At 67.6% G+C, this 15,011-nt stretch carries 12 protein-coding genes; 5 read left to right on the top strand and 7 right to left on the bottom strand.

The features are described from left to right. Positions 1-7: 7 nt before the first annotated feature. The 4 genes from ACL9RL_RS09170 to aroA all read right to left on the bottom strand — a co-directional run bounded on the left by ACL9RL_RS09170 (position 8) and on the right by aroA (position 3,772). On the bottom strand, positions 8-697 hold the full coding sequence (locus tag ACL9RL_RS09170) for a response regulator transcription factor (RefSeq protein WP_422779934.1): 690 nt from the start codon (positions 695-697) through the stop codon (positions 8-10). 159 nt (positions 698-856) lie between these two features. Then, entirely contained in the window at positions 857-1,336 is a 480-nt protein-coding gene (gene bcp, locus ACL9RL_RS09165; protein WP_422779933.1) for a thioredoxin-dependent thiol peroxidase, read from the bottom strand. Positions 1,337-1,357: 21 nt separating this feature from the next. Beyond that, positions 1,358-2,416 carry a ribosome small subunit-dependent GTPase A gene (gene rsgA / locus ACL9RL_RS09160; protein WP_422779932.1) on the bottom strand — a complete coding sequence of 353 codons (1,059 nt, stop codon included), beginning with the start codon at positions 2,414-2,416 and terminating at the stop codon, positions 1,358-1,360. Between the two features lie 3 nt (positions 2,417-2,419). Continuing rightward, on the bottom strand, positions 2,420-3,772 hold the full coding sequence (gene aroA / locus ACL9RL_RS09155) for a 3-phosphoshikimate 1-carboxyvinyltransferase (protein ID WP_422779931.1): 1,353 nt from the start codon (positions 3,770-3,772) through the stop codon (positions 2,420-2,422). 109 nt (positions 3,773-3,881) lie between these two features. Between aroA and ACL9RL_RS09150 the strand changes: the two genes are divergently transcribed. Together ACL9RL_RS09150 and ACL9RL_RS09145 are read left to right on the top strand one after the other, a co-directional pair. After that, positions 3,882-4,493 (top strand): sigma-70 family RNA polymerase sigma factor, encoded by a 612-nt coding sequence (locus tag ACL9RL_RS09150; RefSeq protein WP_422779930.1) that lies wholly within the window; start codon positions 3,882-3,884, stop codon positions 4,491-4,493. Continuing rightward, entirely contained in the window at positions 4,490-4,741 is a 252-nt protein-coding gene (locus tag ACL9RL_RS09145) for an anti-sigma factor family protein (RefSeq protein ID WP_422779929.1), read from the top strand. The genes ACL9RL_RS09150 and ACL9RL_RS09145 overlap by 4 nt, the downstream gene beginning before the upstream one ends. Before the next feature lie 131 nt (positions 4,742-4,872). Here the strand turns inward: ACL9RL_RS09145 and ACL9RL_RS09140 are convergent, their stop codons facing one another. After that, on the bottom strand, positions 4,873-6,606 hold the full coding sequence (locus ACL9RL_RS09140) for a cation:proton antiporter (RefSeq protein ID WP_422779928.1): 1,734 nt from the start codon (positions 6,604-6,606) through the stop codon (positions 4,873-4,875). Positions 6,607-6,757: 151 nt separating this feature from the next. Beyond that, the gene (locus ACL9RL_RS09135; protein ID WP_422779927.1) at positions 6,758-10,501 is read right to left on the bottom strand and encodes a multifunctional oxoglutarate decarboxylase/oxoglutarate dehydrogenase thiamine pyrophosphate-binding subunit/dihydrolipoyllysine-residue succinyltransferase subunit; all 3,744 of its coding nucleotides are present in this window, start codon (positions 10,499-10,501) and stop codon (positions 6,758-6,760) included. Between the two features lie 133 nt (positions 10,502-10,634). On the opposite strand from ACL9RL_RS09135, the gene ACL9RL_RS09130 reads away from it, so the two are divergent. Next, positions 10,635-12,074, top strand: coding sequence for a GuaB1 family IMP dehydrogenase-related protein (locus ACL9RL_RS09130; RefSeq protein WP_422779926.1), 1,440 nt, complete (start codon positions 10,635-10,637; stop codon positions 12,072-12,074). 35 nt (positions 12,075-12,109) lie between these two features. Then, entirely contained in the window at positions 12,110-12,418 is a 309-nt protein-coding gene (locus ACL9RL_RS09125) for a hypothetical protein (protein WP_422779925.1), read from the top strand. A gap of 174 nt (positions 12,419-12,592) precedes the next feature. Here the strand turns inward: ACL9RL_RS09125 and ACL9RL_RS09120 are convergent, their stop codons facing one another. Then, positions 12,593-13,438: a LysR substrate-binding domain-containing protein gene (locus tag ACL9RL_RS09120; protein WP_422779924.1), complete on the bottom strand. Its 846-nt coding sequence runs from the start codon at positions 13,436-13,438 to the stop codon at positions 12,593-12,595. Positions 13,439-13,592: 154 nt separating this feature from the next. Between ACL9RL_RS09120 and ACL9RL_RS09115 the strand changes: the two genes are divergently transcribed. Beyond that, on the top strand, positions 13,593-14,891 hold the full coding sequence (locus tag ACL9RL_RS09115) for an MFS transporter (RefSeq protein WP_422779923.1): 1,299 nt from the start codon (positions 13,593-13,595) through the stop codon (positions 14,889-14,891). Positions 14,892-15,011: the final 120 nt, after the last annotated feature.

Below are 15,011 nucleotides of genomic sequence, written 5' to 3'. Positions count from 1 at the left end.
AGGCGGACTACGCCTTTCCGGCCTTCAGCATGTAGCCGAAGCCGCGCTTGGTCTGGATGAGCGGCTCGGTGGAGAACTGGTCGAGCTTCCGGCGCAGGTAGGAGATGTAGCTCTCCACGATGCCGGCGTCGCCGTTGAAGTCGTACTCCCAGACGTGGTCGAGGATCTGCGCCTTCGACAGCACGCGGTTGGGGTTCAGCATGAGGTAGCGCAGCAGCTTGAACTCGGTGGGGCTGAGATCGATGGGGGTGTCGCCGACGAGGACCTCGTGCGTGTCTTGGTCCATCGTGAGTTCGCCCGTGCGGATGACCGCGTCCTCGTCGGCCTGCATGGTGCGACGGAGGATGGCCTTGATGCGCGCGACGATCTCGTCGAGGCTGAACGGCTTGGTGACGTAGTCGTCGCCGCCGACGGTGAGGCCCGTGATCTTGTCCTCGGTGTCGTCCTTCGCGGTGAGGAACAGGATGGGGGCGGTGTACCCGGCGCCACGGAGGCGCTTGGTGACGCCGAAGCCGTTCATGTCGGGGAGCATAACGTCGAGGATGATGAGGTCCGGTTCCTCTTCGAGCACTGCCGAGATGGCTGCAGCGCCGTTGCCGACCGCTCGGACGGCGAAGCCGGCGAAGCGGAGGCTCGTGGTGAGGAGGTCACGGATGTTGGGTTCGTCGTCGACGATGAGGATGCGGGGTCCGGTCATGAGGACAATTCTCTGCGAGTTTCTTGAGAACTGTCTGGGAGTGCTGACGAGGGTGCTTTGAGTGGACCGAGCGGACGGGATGCGCGGTGTGCCTGGTGACATCGAACCCGGCGGCGGCCTGTGGACCGGGGCCGCCCATCGCATCCCGCCGCTGATCGATCAGGCGTCGAGACCGAGCGCCTTCCGGAGGCTCTTGACGTGACCGGTCGCCTTGACGTTGTACTTGGCGAGCGTGATGCGCCCGTCGCCGTCGACCGCGAACGTCGAGCGGAGAACACCGGTCACGAGCTTGCCGTAGAGGTTCTTCTCGCCGTAGGCGCCATAGGCGTTGTGCACCGCGAGGTCGGCATCGCTCAGCAGCGGGAAGTTCAGCCCCTCGCTCTCCTGGAACTCCTTGAGCTTCGACGGCTCGTCCTTCGAGATGCCGAGCACCTGATAACCGGACGATGCGAGCGAGGACAGGTTGTCCCGGAAGTCGCACGCCTCCTTGGTGCAGCCCGGCGTCATCGCGGCCGGGTAGAAGTACACGATGACCTGCTTGCCCGCGTAGTCTGCGAGCGAGACGGGAGCGCCGTCCTGGTCGGTGAGGGTGAAGGCTGGGGCGGTGTCGCCTGCGGACAAGCGGATCGGTTCGGTCATGTGTTCAGCCTACCGATCGGCTCAGTACGCCTCCGCCTTGAGGGTCGCGAACGTCGCAAGCAGGCGCTGCAGCGAGTCGAGACGTGCGACACCCGCCTCGCCGAGACGCCCCTCGGCGACAGCCTCGTTGATGGCGCAGTCCGGGGCGTCAGGCAGGTGTGTGCAGCCGCGAGGGCAGTCCTCCGCGATCTCCGCGAGGTCGGTGAACGACTTCAGGATGTTGTCCGTGTCGACGTGCCCCAGTCCGAACGAGCGGACGCCGGGGGTGTCGATGACCCAACCCGTTCCGGCCGGATCCACCACCCGCAGCGAAACCGTCGAGGACGAGGTGTGGCGCCCTCGACCGGTGACGACGTTGACGTGCCCCGTCGCCCGGTCGGCACTCGGCACGATGGCGTTCACGAGCGTCGACTTCCCGACGCCGGAGTGGCCGACGAAGACGGTGTCGTGCCCGATGAGCGCCTCGGTGATCTCCTCCAGCGGCATCGCATCGGTCCGGCTGCGGAACACCCGGAGCCCGAGCCCCGCGAAGTTCGCCAGGAACTCGTCCGGGTCCTGCAGGTCCGTCTTGGTGATGCAGAGCATGGGGGTGATGCCGGCGTCGAACGCTGCGACGAGGTAACGGTCCACGAGGCGGGCGCGGGGCTCCGGGTTCGCGGCGGCGACGACGATGAGCATCTGATCGGCGTTCGCGACCACGATCCGCTCCATCGCGTCCGTGTCGTCTCCGCTGCGTCGGAGCAGCGTGGTGCGGGGTTGTATGCGCACGATGCGGGACAGCGTGCCCTCCGTGCCGCTCGTGTCGCCGACCACGTCGACGCGGTCGCCGGTCACGATCGCCTGCTTGCGCAGCTCGCGCGCACGTGTCGAGGTGAGCTCACGCTCGTCCGGCGTGCCCTCGTCGAGGAGCACCGAGTACCGGCCGCGGTCGACGCCGAGCACCCGGGCGGTCAGCGCGTCGCGGTGTTCCGGACGCGTCTTCGTGCGCGGTCGGTTGGCTTTCGGGTTCGGCCGGACGCGCACGCTCGACTCGTCGAGCTCCAATTCGTCGTCATCGTCGTCGTCTGCCCACCAGCTCATCGATCAGGCCCCGAGCATGGTCTGCCACAGCTGCGTGAACTGGGGCAGCGTCTTGGCGGTCGTCGCGACGTTCTCGATCTTCACGCCTGGCACAACGAGACCGAGGATGGCGCCCGTGGTCGCCATGCGGTGGTCGTGGTAGCTGTGCCATTCGCCGCCGTGCAGCGGCTTCGGCTCGATGCGCAAGCCGTCCTCGAGTTCCGTGACCGCTCCGCCGAGCTTGTTGATCTCGGTCGCGAGCGCTGCGAGGCGATCGGTCTCGTGGTGGCGGATGTGGCCGATGCCCGTGATGGTGGACGGGCCGTCGGCCAGGGCGGCGAGGGCGGTGAGGGCCGGGGCGAGCTCTCCACCGGTGGTGAGGTCGATGTCGACCGCGGTGATGCGGTCGCCGCCCGTGACCGTCAGACGGTCGCCGTCGAGGGTGACCGTCGCGCCGAACAGCGGGAGGAGGTCGACGAGGTCTGCCCCCACCTGCGTCGTCGACGCCGGCCAGCCCTTGAGTGTGACGCTGCCGCCCGTGACGAGCGCGGCGGCGAGGAACGGAGCCGCATTGGAGAGGTCGGGTTCGATCGCGATGTCGCGAGCCCCGATCGTGCCGGGGGCGACGACCCACTCGCCGACGGCAGGGCTCTCCACGATCACGCCGCGCGCTGCGAGGGCGGCGATCGTCATCTCGATGTGGGGGAGGCTCGGCAGGCGCTCGCCGGCGTGGACGAGGTGCAGTCCGTCCTCGAAGCGGGCCGCCGACAGCAGCAGACCGGAGACGAACTGGCTCGACGACGACGCGTCGATCGTCAGCGTGCCGCCCGCGACCCTGCCGGTGCCGTGCACGGTGAACGGGAGGGAACGACGGCCGTCATCGCTCAGGTCGACGCCGAGTTCCATGAGCGAGGTGATCATCGTCCCCATCGGACGGTTCCTGGCCGACGGGTCGGCATCGAACACGGTCGGGCCGAGGGCGAGCGCCGCGACGGGAGGCATAAAGCGCATGACCGTCCCGGCGAGACCGCACTCGACCGTTGTGCTGCCGGTGAGCTCCTCCGCCGGGGTCACGAGCCAGTCCGCCCCGAACGCGCCGGAGGCCGGACGCTCCTGGATCGTGGTGCCGAGCGCACGCAGCGCCTCGACCATGTTGTTGCTGTCCATCGAGTGCAGCGGCGCCTTGAGCAGCGACGGCCCGTCGGCGAGGGCTGCGAGGACGAGCTCTCGGTTGGTGAGGGATTTGGATCCCGGAAGCGACACCGTCGCGTCGATGGGGCCGGCTGCGACGGGCGCGGGCCACGCTTCATCTGGGCGTTCTGGCTCGGCATCGCCATACACGTCGAAATCTGGTGCGGAATACGGATTGGTCAACATTGGTTCCAACAGTAGTCGGGGTTACACGGAAGAGGAGAAGCGGATGTCGTCAGCTGTGCTGGAACGCGCGGAAAGCCCGGTGATCGGGGTGCCCGTAGACTGGCAGGTGATGACTTCCGTCGACCCAGAACCACGCCCGGCGAAGCCGGATCCCAGAACGCTGTTCGAAGAGCAGGCATTGCCGTTCATCGACCAGTTGTACGGCGCTGCCATGCGCATGACGAAGAACCCGGCGGACGCGCAAGATCTCGTCCAGGAGACCTTCGTTAAGGCGTTCGCCGCATTCGGACAGTTCGAGCAGGGGACCAACCTCAAGGCATGGCTGTACCGCATCCTCACCAATACGTACATCAACACGTATCGGAAGAAGCAGCGGGAACCGTACCAGGGGACGATCGACGAGCTCGAGGACTGGCAGTTGGGCGGTGCTGAGTCGATCAGCGCCACGTCCAGCCGTTCGGCCGAGGCGGAAGCGATCGACCACCTGCCGGACAGCGATGTCAAGAACGCACTGCAGGCGATCCCGGAGGACTTCCGGCTCGCGGTGTACCTGGCTGACGTCGAGGGCTTCGCGTATCAGGAGATCGCCGACATCATGAAAACCCCCATCGGGACGGTGATGAGCCGGCTGCACCGTGGCAGACGACTCCTCCGTGACCTGTTGGCCGATTATGCCGAAGAGCGTGGATTCGTTGTTCGGAAGCAGGAGAGCACAAAATGAGCGACTGTGGCTGCGAGAAAGCCAAATCAGATCTGGAAGAGTACCTGCGTCAGGAAGTGTGCAGCACCGAGGCCTCGGACATCCGGGAACACCTCGAGAACTGCGCAGACTGCCGTGACGAGGCGCTTGTGTCGCGCACGCTGACGGAAGCCGTCCAGCGCGCGTGCAAGGAAGCTGCACCCGAGGACCTGAAGAGTCAGGTGCTCGCCAGTCTGCGCGCTGCGCAGGCGACGCACGAGCCGGCGTAGCGCGACTCTCGCGTCGCGCGCTCGCGTGAGCGCTACCCTGCGCCGCGAGCGCGGGGTGTGCGCAACCCGCGCTCGCGGCAAGGACCCGCGCGTGCGCGAGCGCATCGCGCTGCACGGTTGCGAGATGGACGTCAGGCGTTGTCGATCTGGTCGAGGCGTGACTCCTCGAGGTCGAGCATCTGTTGAGCGCGAGCGAGCGCGGCTGAGGTGTACGACCCTGCCGCCCGCGCATCGAGGAGCGCATCGCGTTCCGCGTCGAGTACTCGGCGTCGCAACTGCCGATACTGCTCGTGCGGCCCGACGTCGGAACTGTCGTCGACACGCTCAGTCTCGGTCCCGACCTTGACGAGGCTGCTCGCCCGGACGCGCTCGACGACCGCCTGATCGAAGGGCTTCCCCTCGTCGGTCGTGAGATCGGGGGCATCGAGCAGCGAGACGCCGACCGTCGAGATCTCCTCGACGAGCTCGAGCAACTGCGTCCGCATGGCCTGCTTGTCGTTGCCGCCCACCCGGCTCAACCGGATGACGAGCGGCAGCGTCCCACCCTGCAGGAGCAGCGTCACGATGGCGACGACGAACGCGATGAGGACGAGCTCCGGCTGGTACGGCGTCTCCTTCGGGAGCGACTGGGCGGCGGCGAGCGTCACCACACCGCGCATCCCCGACCACGCCAGTACCGCGCCGCCCCGCCAGCCGAGGCCCTCGCGTTCGAGGAAGTCGAGGTGCGCCTCCCACCGCCGGAACGACTTCGACGCGACGGCCCGCCGCTGCACCACCCGCGGATCGGTCGGCTCGGGGACCGCGGTCGTGCGTTCGTCGAACCGCTCCTTGTACTGCTCCATCCGCGGCCGGTTGGCAAGCGCCTTCCGCTCGTCCCGCCGCAGCGACCACACGAGCCCGCCGACGAAGAAGATCCGCACGACGATCAGGACCACCGTGACCAGCAGTCCGAGCACGATGGTCGCGATGAGGCCGATGCGGTGGTCCGACTGCACCTGGCCGACGATCGACTTGAGCTCGAGGCCCATCAACAGGAAGACGCTGTTCTCGAGCAGGAACTGCGCCGTCCGCCAGTTGATCCGCTCGCTGATCCGATCCTGGGCGGTGAACCACTTCGCACTCTGATGCCCGGTCACGAGCCCGGCGACGACGACCGCGAGCACGCCGGAGGCGTTGACCGACTGCGTCGGGAGGTACGCGATGAACGGGACGGCGAAGGAGATCACGGTCGTGAGCACCGGGTCCTTGAGCCAGGCGCGGATCCGCACCGTGACGAGGCCGGTCACGAGTCCGATGGCGATTGCGACCGATGCGGCGAAGAGGAAGTCCCCTGCCACCGCCCAGAGCGACACGGCTCCAGCGGTCGCGGCGATCGCGGATCGCAGCAACACGAGTGCCGACGCGTCGTTCACGAGGCTCTCGCCCTCCAGGACGCTCACGAGCCGTGACGGCATCCCGAGACGCTTGCCGATGGACGTGGCGGCGACGGCGTCCGTCGGACTCACGACGGCGCCGAGCGCGATGCCGGCCGCGAGGCTCAGATCGGGCAGGATCGTCGAGAGAATCAGGCCGATGACGACGGACGACACGATGACGAGCACAACCGACAGCCCGGAGATCGCCTTCAGATTGCGTCGGAAATCGACGAGCGGCACGTTGACGGCCGCCGCGTAGAGGATGGGCGGGAGCACCCCCATCAGGATCCACTCCGGCTTGATCTCGAGCGCCGGGACCGCCGGGATGAGACTCAACCCGAGTCCGACGAGCACCAGGACGAGCGGCGCGGCGACCTGCAACTTGCTGGCGAAGGCGGCGACGGCGACGATCGTGACGATGCCGACGACGGCGAGAAGGGCGTACTCCATTCGTTCAGCCTATTGCGCCGGGCGCGACAGATGATGGTGGACGGCTGGTCGCGCACCCCGACACAGCAGTGAGCCTGCCGAGAACCGTCCGGACATGCGGAACGGCCGCCCCGGAGCATCGGGACGGCCGTTCGACGGGTGGTGCGGGTGACTACAGCGTGAGCGCCGTCTTCAGCAGTTCCGCCTGCTCGCCGGCGTGACGCTTCGCAGAACCGGTTGCCGGCGATGCGGACGCCGCACGCGAGACGACGCCGATGGAGCGCCCCTGCAGCTGCTTGGCGACCTCGAGCGCGATGAACGGCCACGCGCCCTGGTTCTCCGGCTCGTCCTGCACCCACACCAGTTCGGCGTTCGGGTACTGGGCGACGATCTCGTTCAACTCGACCGCGGGGGTCGGGTAGTACTGCTCGACGCGGACCAGCGCGATCTCCGGGTTCGGGTTCTTCTCCAGCTCGCTGAGCAGGTCGTAGTGGATCTTGCCGGCGTGGAGGAGGACGCGCTTGACCGCGGCCTTGTCCGTGATGCGTGCGTCATCGAGGACCGGCTCGAACTTGCCGTTCGTGAAGTCGGACACCGAGCTCGTCGCACCGCGCAGACGCAGCATCGCCTTCGGGGTGAAGACGACGAGCGGGCGACGGGGGCGTGCGTACGCCTGGCGACGCAGCAGGTGGAAGTACGACGCAGGCGTCGACGGACGGGCGACCGTCATGTTGTCCTCGGCGCACAGCTGCAGGAAACGCTCGATGCGAGCCGACGAGTGGTCGGGGCCCTGTCCCTCGTAGCCGTGGGGGAGCAGGAGGGTGACGCTGGAACGCTGCGACCACTTCTGCTCGGCAGAGGAGATGAACTCGTCGATGATGGTCTGCGCGCCGTTGGTGAAGTCACCGAACTGCGCCTCCCAGAGGACGAGGGCGTCGGCGCGTTCCACCGAGTAGCCGTACTCGTATCCCATGACCGCGTACTCGCTGAGGAGCGAGTCGTAGATCCAGAACCGCGCCTGGTTGTCGCTCAGGTTCGCGAGCGGCAGCCACTCCTGACCGTTCACACGGTCGTGGAGGACGGCGTGGCGCTGCACGAAGGTTCCACGACGCGAGTCCTGACCGGACATACGCACCGGGGTGCCCTCGATGAGGAGCGAACCGAGCGCGAGGAGCTCGCCGAATCCCCAGTCGATGTTGCCGCTGCGGCTCATCTCGAGACGCTTCTGCAGCAACTGCTGGACCTTCGGGTGCACGGTGAACCCGGCCGGCTTGTTGTTGAACGCGTCGCCGATGAGCTGCACGACCGACTCCGGAACACCGGTCGTCGCGAGCTCGCCCTCGTAGCCGTCCTCGTCGACGTCGGATGTGACGATCGGCGTCGGCGAGGTCTGCGCGGCGTGCGTCTCCATAAAGGCCCGCTCCAGGCGGTCCTGGAAGTCGCGGTGCGCCGCCTCGTACTCCTCTTCCGTGATGTCGCCGCGGCCGACGAGCGCCTCGGTGTACAGCTTCCGGACCGAGCGCTTCGCCTCGATCAGGTTGTACATGAGCGGCTGCGTCATCGACGGGTCGTCGCCCTCGTTGTGACCGCGACGGCGGTAGCAGACGAGGTCGATGACGACATCGCGCTTGAACTCCTGGCGGTACTCGAATGCGAGCTCCGCGACGCGGACCACCGCCTCCGGGTCGTCGCCGTTCACGTGGAAGATGGGCGCCTGGATGGTCTTCGCGACATCGGTGTTGTAGATCGACGTGCGTCCCTCGCCGGGAGGCGTGGTGAAGCCGACCTGGTTGTTGATGACGACGTGCACGGTGCCGCCGGTGCGGTAGCCGCGCAGCTGTGAGAGCTGCATCGTCTCGACCACAACGCCCTGACCGGCCATGGCGGCGTCGCCGTGGATGAGGATGGGGAGCGTGCCGAACGCGCCGATCGGGCCGCGGTCCTGCTTGGCGCGGACGATGCCTTCGAGCACGCCGTTGACGGCTTCGAGGTGCGAGGGGTTGGCCGCGAGGTACACCGGGATGTCCGAGCCGTTCTCCGCGCGGAAGGTGCCCTCCGTGCCGAGGTGGTACTTGACGTCGCCCGAGCCGTGGCTGGACTGCGCCTGCGTGCCCTCGAACTCGCGGAAGATCTGACCGTAGGTCTTCCCGGCGATGTTCGTCAGCACGTTGAGGCGGCCGCGGTGCGCCATGCCGATCGCGACCTCGTCGAGGCCGGCGACGGCAGCGCCCTGCAGGATCGTGTCGAGGAGCGCGATGGTCGATTCCCCGCCTTCGAGGGAGAAGCGCTTCTGACCGACGTACTTGGTCTGCAGGAACGTCTCGAACGCCTCTGCCTCGTTGAGCTTGCCGAGGATGCGCATCTGCTCGTCGTGCGACGGCTTCTCGTACTTGCGCTCGACCTTGTTCTGGATCCACTTGCGCTGGGCCGGGTCCTGGATGTGCATGTACTCGATGCCGGTCGTGCGGCAGTACGAGTCGCGGAGGACGCCGAGGATGTCGCGCAGCTTCGCCGTGCGGGCGGAGCCGAACGCGCCGGTGACGAACTCGCGGTCGAGGTCCCAGAAGGTGAGGCCGTGGGTCGCGATGTCGAGGTCGGGGTGCGAACGCTGCACGTACTCGAGCGGGTCGATGTCCGCCATGAGGTGGCCGCGCACGCGGAACGCGTTGATGAGTTCCTGCACACGGGCCGTCTTGTCGACGGCGTCGGCGAGGTCGACGCTGATGTCGGGAGCCCAGTGGATGGGGTCGTACGGGATGCGGAGGGCCGCGAAGATGTCCTCGTAGAAGTTGCGTCCGCCGATGAGCAGCTCGTGGACGACCTTCAGGAACTCACCGGATCCTGCGCCCTGGATGACGCGGTGGTCGTAGGTGCTCGTGAGCGTGATGGTCTTGCCGATGGCGAGCTCGTTGAGCGTGCGCTCCGAGGCGCCCTGGAACTCGGCCGGGTACTCGAGGGCGCCGGCGCCGATGATGCAGCCCTGGCCCTTCATCAGTCGCGGGACCGAGTGCACGGTGCCGATGCCGCCCGGGTTCGTGAGTGAAACCGTGACGCCCTGGAAGTCCGGCGCCGCGAGCTTGTTCTGGCGTGCACGCGTCACGAGGTCCTCGTACGCCGTCAGGTACTCGTTGAACGTGAGCGTGTCGGCACGCTTGATTCCGGGAACCATGAGGGCGCGGGTGCCGTCCGGCTTCGGGAGGTCGATCGCGATGCCGAGGTTGATGTGCGCCGGCGCGACGACCGTCGGCTTGCCGTCGGCCTCCTCGTAGTACACGTTCTGGCTCGGGAAGTCCTTGAGTGCACGGATGAGCGCCCAACCGATCAGGTGGGTGAAGCTCACCTTGCCGCCGCGCGCACGCTTCAGGTGGTTGTTGATCACGATGCGGTTGTCGATCATGAGCTTGGCCGGGATGGTCCGGACGCTCGTCGCGGTGGGGACCGTGAGGCTCGCATCCATGTTGGTGGCGAGGGACTTCGCCATGCCCTTCAAGACCGTGACCTTGTCCTGCGGCTCGACCGTCTCGGCGTCGTCCGTGCTCGGCTTCTGCACCTGCTGCGGGCTGGTCACCGGCGCGTCGGCCGGGATCGGGGCCGGCTTCGCCTGCACCGAGGTGGTGCGCGCGACCGGCTGCGAGCCGATGATCGGGATGGGGGTGGTGGGCGGGTTGGGGCCGTCGATGCTCTGCGCGCCGGTGGCGGGCTGCGCTGCCTCGCCTGCTGCGGTCGCGGGCGTCGCCGCCGTGGCTGCTGCTTCCTTCACCGGGTGGTAGTTCTCGAGGATCGGCCACCACGACCGGTCCACGGAATTCTTGTCGACGATGTACTGTTCGTACATTTCGTCGACGAGCCATTCATTGGCTCCGAATTCGCTCGTTGCGCCGTCCTCTGCGCCCACACCGGTCATCTGGCTCGACACCGTCGATCGCCCACTCTCTCCGTTGAATTCTTGCTGTATGCGGGCAGCGACGATGCCCGCAGGATCCAGTGTTCAAGCCTAAACCCATTCGCTGACGGCTGCGCTCAGACATGGGGCGGGATACGTTGTTCACATGAGGTTCATCGGTGAGATTCCCAGCCACGACCTGACCTACTCGGACGTGTTCCTCGTTCCGGGCCGCTCCGACATCGTGAGCAGGCTCGACGTGGACCTCGCGCCGGACGATCGGACGGGGGCCACGATCCCCATCGTGTCCGCGAACATGAACTCGGTGACGGGGCCGAGACTCGCGGCGACGCTCGCGCGGCGTGGTGGTCTCGGCGTGCTGCCGCAGGACATGCCGTTGCAGGACCTCGATGCGGCGATCCGCTGGGTCAAGTCGCAGCCGGTCGCCTTCGACACGCCCCTCGTGATGGCGCCGGGCGACACCGTCGCAGACGCGCTGCGGCGGATTCCGCCCGTCGAGGGCCACGGCATCGTGCTCCACGACGATGCCGGACGGTATGCGGGCTGCATCACGGCGTCGCGACTGGCGACCGCGTTGCCCGATGCGCAGCTCGGCGACCTGGTGCACGGTGCGCTCGCGAGCATCGACGCCGACGACGTGACGGGCGGGCGCGCCGCGTTCGACCTCATGGTGGCGGCCGAACTCGACTTCGCCCCCGTCCTGCACCACGGTGCGGTCGTCGGGACGCTCAGCCGCAAGAGCGCGCTTCGGGCCACCCTGTACCGGCCGGCCCTCGACGGCGACGGACGACTGCGCGTCGCTGCGGCCCTCGGCATCAACGGCGACATCCAGGCCAAGGCCGAAGCGCTCGCCGCCGCGGGGGTCGACGTCCTCGTCATCGACACCGCTCACGGACATCAGGAGGGGATGCTTCGCGCGATCAAGGCGGTCAAGTCGTTGGGGCTCGGCGTCCCGATCGTCGCGGGGAACGTCGTCACGGCGTCCGCCGTACAGGACCTCGTCGATGCTGGCGCGGACATCCTGAAGGTCGGTGTCGGCCCTGGCGCGATGTGCACGACCCGCATGATGACCGCGGTCGGCCGCCCGCAGTTCTCCGCGGTGCTCGAAACGGCTGAGGCGGCACGGGCGCTCGGCGCGCGGGTGTGGGCCGATGGCGGTGTCCGGTACCCGCGAGATGTCGCGCTCGCGCTCGCCGCCGGGGCGTCGTCGGTCATGATCGGGTCCTGGTTCGCCGGGACGATCGAGGCGCCGGGCGAACTCAATCGCGGTGCGGACGGGACCCTGTTCAAGGAGAGCTGGGGGATGGCGTCGACGAAGGCCGTCCACGAACGGTTCGGCCGCCTCGACCCGTACGAACTCGCACGGAAGACGCTCTTCGCCGAGGGGATCTCGTCGTCGAAGATCGCGCTCGACCCGTTGCGGCCGTCCATCGAGGACTTGCTCGACATGATCACGTCCGGGGTGCGGTCCTCGTTCACGTACGCCGGCGCATCGAGTGTCGCCCAATTCCACGAGCGTGCGCTCGTCGGTGTGCAGTCGGCCGCTGGGTATGAGGAGGGCAAGGCGCTGCCGGTCTCCTGGTAGGCCCGGATCCCGGGTGCGCGTGCGACACTGGTCGCATGGCAACTCGACGACCGGCAGCTGGCGACCATGGTTTCGGACTCGGCATGCAGGTGCTCGTGCAGACGGACCCGGCTGCGGACGCGTCGAACGTCGAGTACGTCTCCGGCGTCATCGTCGCCCCTGGCCGGTCGCGTTCCGCGGCGTTCGTCACCATCTGGACCGAGGACCTGACGACGTGGATCGTCGAGTTCGACGAGCCGTTCACCGGTCCGGACGGCAGCGGCCCGCACGATTCTGCCGAGGTGCGCGAGACCTACCTCCTCCCGGCACCCCTCGCAGAGGAGCCGGCGACCGTCCCCGCCTGATCCGTCTCGCCCCTCATCTCTGTTCGTCCGCCCATCCGTCCATCTCTTCCCACCCGGTACTTGCAGAATTCAGGACGATTCCGACAATTCAGGACGATTCCGGTCGCCTGTGGCCGGAATCGTCCTGAATTCAGCAAATGTTCCTGAATTGTGAAGGAGTGGAGGAGAGGTGGATCAGGCCAGGGAGCGGTCCATGATGGCGGAGGTCAGGGCCGCGACGGGTTCGGAGGCCGCCGAGGGATTCGCGAGGAGCGTGAAGTCGACCGCTCCGAGCTCCGGCAGGCCGAAACGACCGCTCAGCATCACGAGGTCGGCCGGGATGAGGCTGCGCGGGAACACCGCGACGCCGAGGCCTGCGCGCACGGCTGCGAGCACCCCGTTGACCTCTCTGGTGCTGCAGGTGATCCGCCACGTCCGCCCCGCGCCCTCGAGCGCATCGATCGCCAGCTGACGCGACAGGCTCGGATCCTGGTACGCGATGAGCGGCACCGGCATCCCGGGTTCGATCGTCGTCTTCTCGAGGCCGACCCACACCATCGAATCGGTGCGGACGAGTGAACCCTCCTCGTTCCCCGGCGTCATCTTGATGAAGATGAGGTCGAGCTGCCCGGCTTTCAGTCGCCGGTAGAGCGGACCGCTCTGGTTGACCGTGAGTTCGAGGTTGATCTGCGGATGCAGCTGCCTGAAGTGGCGCAGGATGCGGGGGAGCTGCGTCATCGCGAGGTCGTCGGCCGCCCCGAATCGAAGTTTGCCGCGCATCGCCGATCCGGTGAAGTAGCTCTCAGCGGCAGCATGCGCAGCGAGGATGCTCCGAGCGAACCCCGCCATCGCGTCGCCGTTGTCCGTGAGCCTGACATCCCTCGTGTCGCGGACGACGAGCCAGCGGTTCGCCGCATCCTCGAGCTTCCGGATGTGCTGGCTCACCGTCGGCTGGCTGAGTCCCAACTGCGCTGCGGCCCTCGTGAAGCTCTTGGTCTCCGCCACCGCGAGGAAGGTGCGGAGGAGCGCCGGATCGAACATGCCACAGCCTCTCATTGAAGAATCGAATAGGACTTATAGGACCGATTTTCTTCTGGAATGACGATACCGCGAATAGCGTTGACGGCGGGATCCACCCACTCGCATCGCCAATCCATACATCACGCACTCGACATACGAAACGCTGGACATTCTCGTGACACCACCGACGGAGACCGCCGTCCCCCTGCCCCCACCCACCGCTCAGATGCCGATCGTCGGCGTCCGCCCTGCCTGGCGCGACACCTTCGCCTCGCTCCGCGTGCCCAACTTCCGACTCTTCACCATCGGCCACATCGTCGCGACGACGGCGATCGGCATGCAGCGCATCACCCAGGACTGGCTCGTCCTGCAGCTCTCCGGAAGCGTTGCGGCCGTGGGGATCACGGTCGCCCTGCAGTTCGCGCCGATGCTGTTCTTCGGGCTGTACGGCGGCGTCCTGGCCGACCGGTACCCCAAGCGGGTGCTGCTCATGATCACGCAGTCGATCGCGGCCGTGCTCGCCGTCGTCCTGTCGGTGCTCGCTCTCACCGGCTCCGTGCAGGTGTGGCACATCTACCTCATCGCGTTCATCCTGGGGCTCGTGACCGTGGTGGACACCCCGGCCAGGCAGTCCTTCGTCACCGAGCTGGTCGGTCCCGCCCGGCTCCCGAACGCGATCAGCGTCAACTCCGCCGTGTACCAGCTGGGCCAGCTCATCGGCCCGGCGGTCGGCGGAATCATGATCACGGCCATCGGTTCCGGCTGGTCCTTCGCGGTCAACGCCGTCGCCTGCGCCGGCGTGGTCCTCACGCTGTCGCTCATGAACGTCGCCGCGCTGATGCCGGCCCCCGTCGTCGCCCGTGCGAAAGGGCAACTCGTCGAAGGGCTGCGCTACACGGTCCGGAAATCAGCCATCCTGTGGACGATCGTGATGCTCGCCTTCGTCTCGGTCTTCGCGCTCAACATGCCCGTGCTCCTCGCCGCGTACGCGTCCGACGTGTTCGACATCGGCGCCGGCGGGTACGGGCTCCTCAACTCGCTCGTCGCGGCAGGAGCGCTCGCCGGGGCGATCGCCTCGACGAGGCGGGGCGGAGTCGACCTCCGCATCGTGCTCGGCGCTGCTGCGGCGCTCGGCGCGTTGCAGGCGCTGACCGGGGTGATGCCGACGCTCGCGCTGTTCGGTGCGCTCCTCATCGCCGGCGGTGTCGCGTCGCTCCTCTTCATCACCGCGGCGAACTCGCTCGTGCAGTTGTCCTCGAACACGGCCATCCGGGGTCGGGTGATGTCCGTCTACGTGCTCGTGCTGCTCGGCGGCCAGGCGGTCGGGGGACCGGTCATGGGCTGGCTCGTCGAGCGGGCCGGACCGCACATCGGCATGATCGTGTCCGGCGGCGTCCCGCTGCTCGCGGCTGCGGCGATCGGTCTGGTGCTGCTGCGTCAGCGACGCGTGCGAGCCCGGGCTGCTGCGGCCTGAGGCGCCGTCCGGCCGCCGTCGGACCGCCACTGGAAGGGTGTCGACCAGTCGCAGCACCGGCACCAGATCGCCGTGGGCGAAACTTCAGCCACGCGCGCACTCTCTCCGGTAGACTCGTCC

It is taken from the genome of Plantibacter sp. Mn2098 (genome assembly GCF_049319745.1).
Lineage (GTDB): Bacteria > Actinomycetota > Actinomycetes > Actinomycetales > Microbacteriaceae > Plantibacter.
Note: the sequence above shows the minus strand (reverse complement) of the source record. Positions and strands in the feature narration are given on the sequence as shown.

Bases quoted from the DNA above. Each gene is read 5' to 3' on its own strand.
- ACL9RL_RS09170 (WP_422779934.1), bottom strand. From the start codon at position 697: ATGACCGGACCCCGCATCCTCATCGTCGACGACGAACCCAACATCCGT.
- bcp (WP_422779933.1), bottom strand. From the start codon at position 1,336: ATGACCGAACCGATCCGCTTGTCCGCAGGCGACACCGCCCCAGCCTTC.
- rsgA (WP_422779932.1), bottom strand. From the start codon at position 2,416: ATGAGCTGGTGGGCAGACGACGACGATGACGACGAATTGGAGCTCGAC.
- aroA (WP_422779931.1), bottom strand. From the start codon at position 3,772: ATGTTGACCAATCCGTATTCCGCACCAGATTTCGACGTGTATGGCGAT.
- ACL9RL_RS09150 (WP_422779930.1), top strand. From the start codon at position 3,882: ATGACTTCCGTCGACCCAGAACCACGCCCGGCGAAGCCGGATCCCAGA.
- ACL9RL_RS09145 (WP_422779929.1), top strand. From the start codon at position 4,490: ATGAGCGACTGTGGCTGCGAGAAAGCCAAATCAGATCTGGAAGAGTAC.
- ACL9RL_RS09140 (WP_422779928.1), bottom strand. From the start codon at position 6,606: ATGGAGTACGCCCTTCTCGCCGTCGTCGGCATCGTCACGATCGTCGCC.
- ACL9RL_RS09130 (WP_422779926.1), top strand. From the start codon at position 10,635: ATGAGGTTCATCGGTGAGATTCCCAGCCACGACCTGACCTACTCGGAC.
- ACL9RL_RS09125 (WP_422779925.1), top strand. From the start codon at position 12,110: ATGGCAACTCGACGACCGGCAGCTGGCGACCATGGTTTCGGACTCGGC.
- ACL9RL_RS09120 (WP_422779924.1), bottom strand. From the start codon at position 13,438: ATGTTCGATCCGGCGCTCCTCCGCACCTTCCTCGCGGTGGCGGAGACC.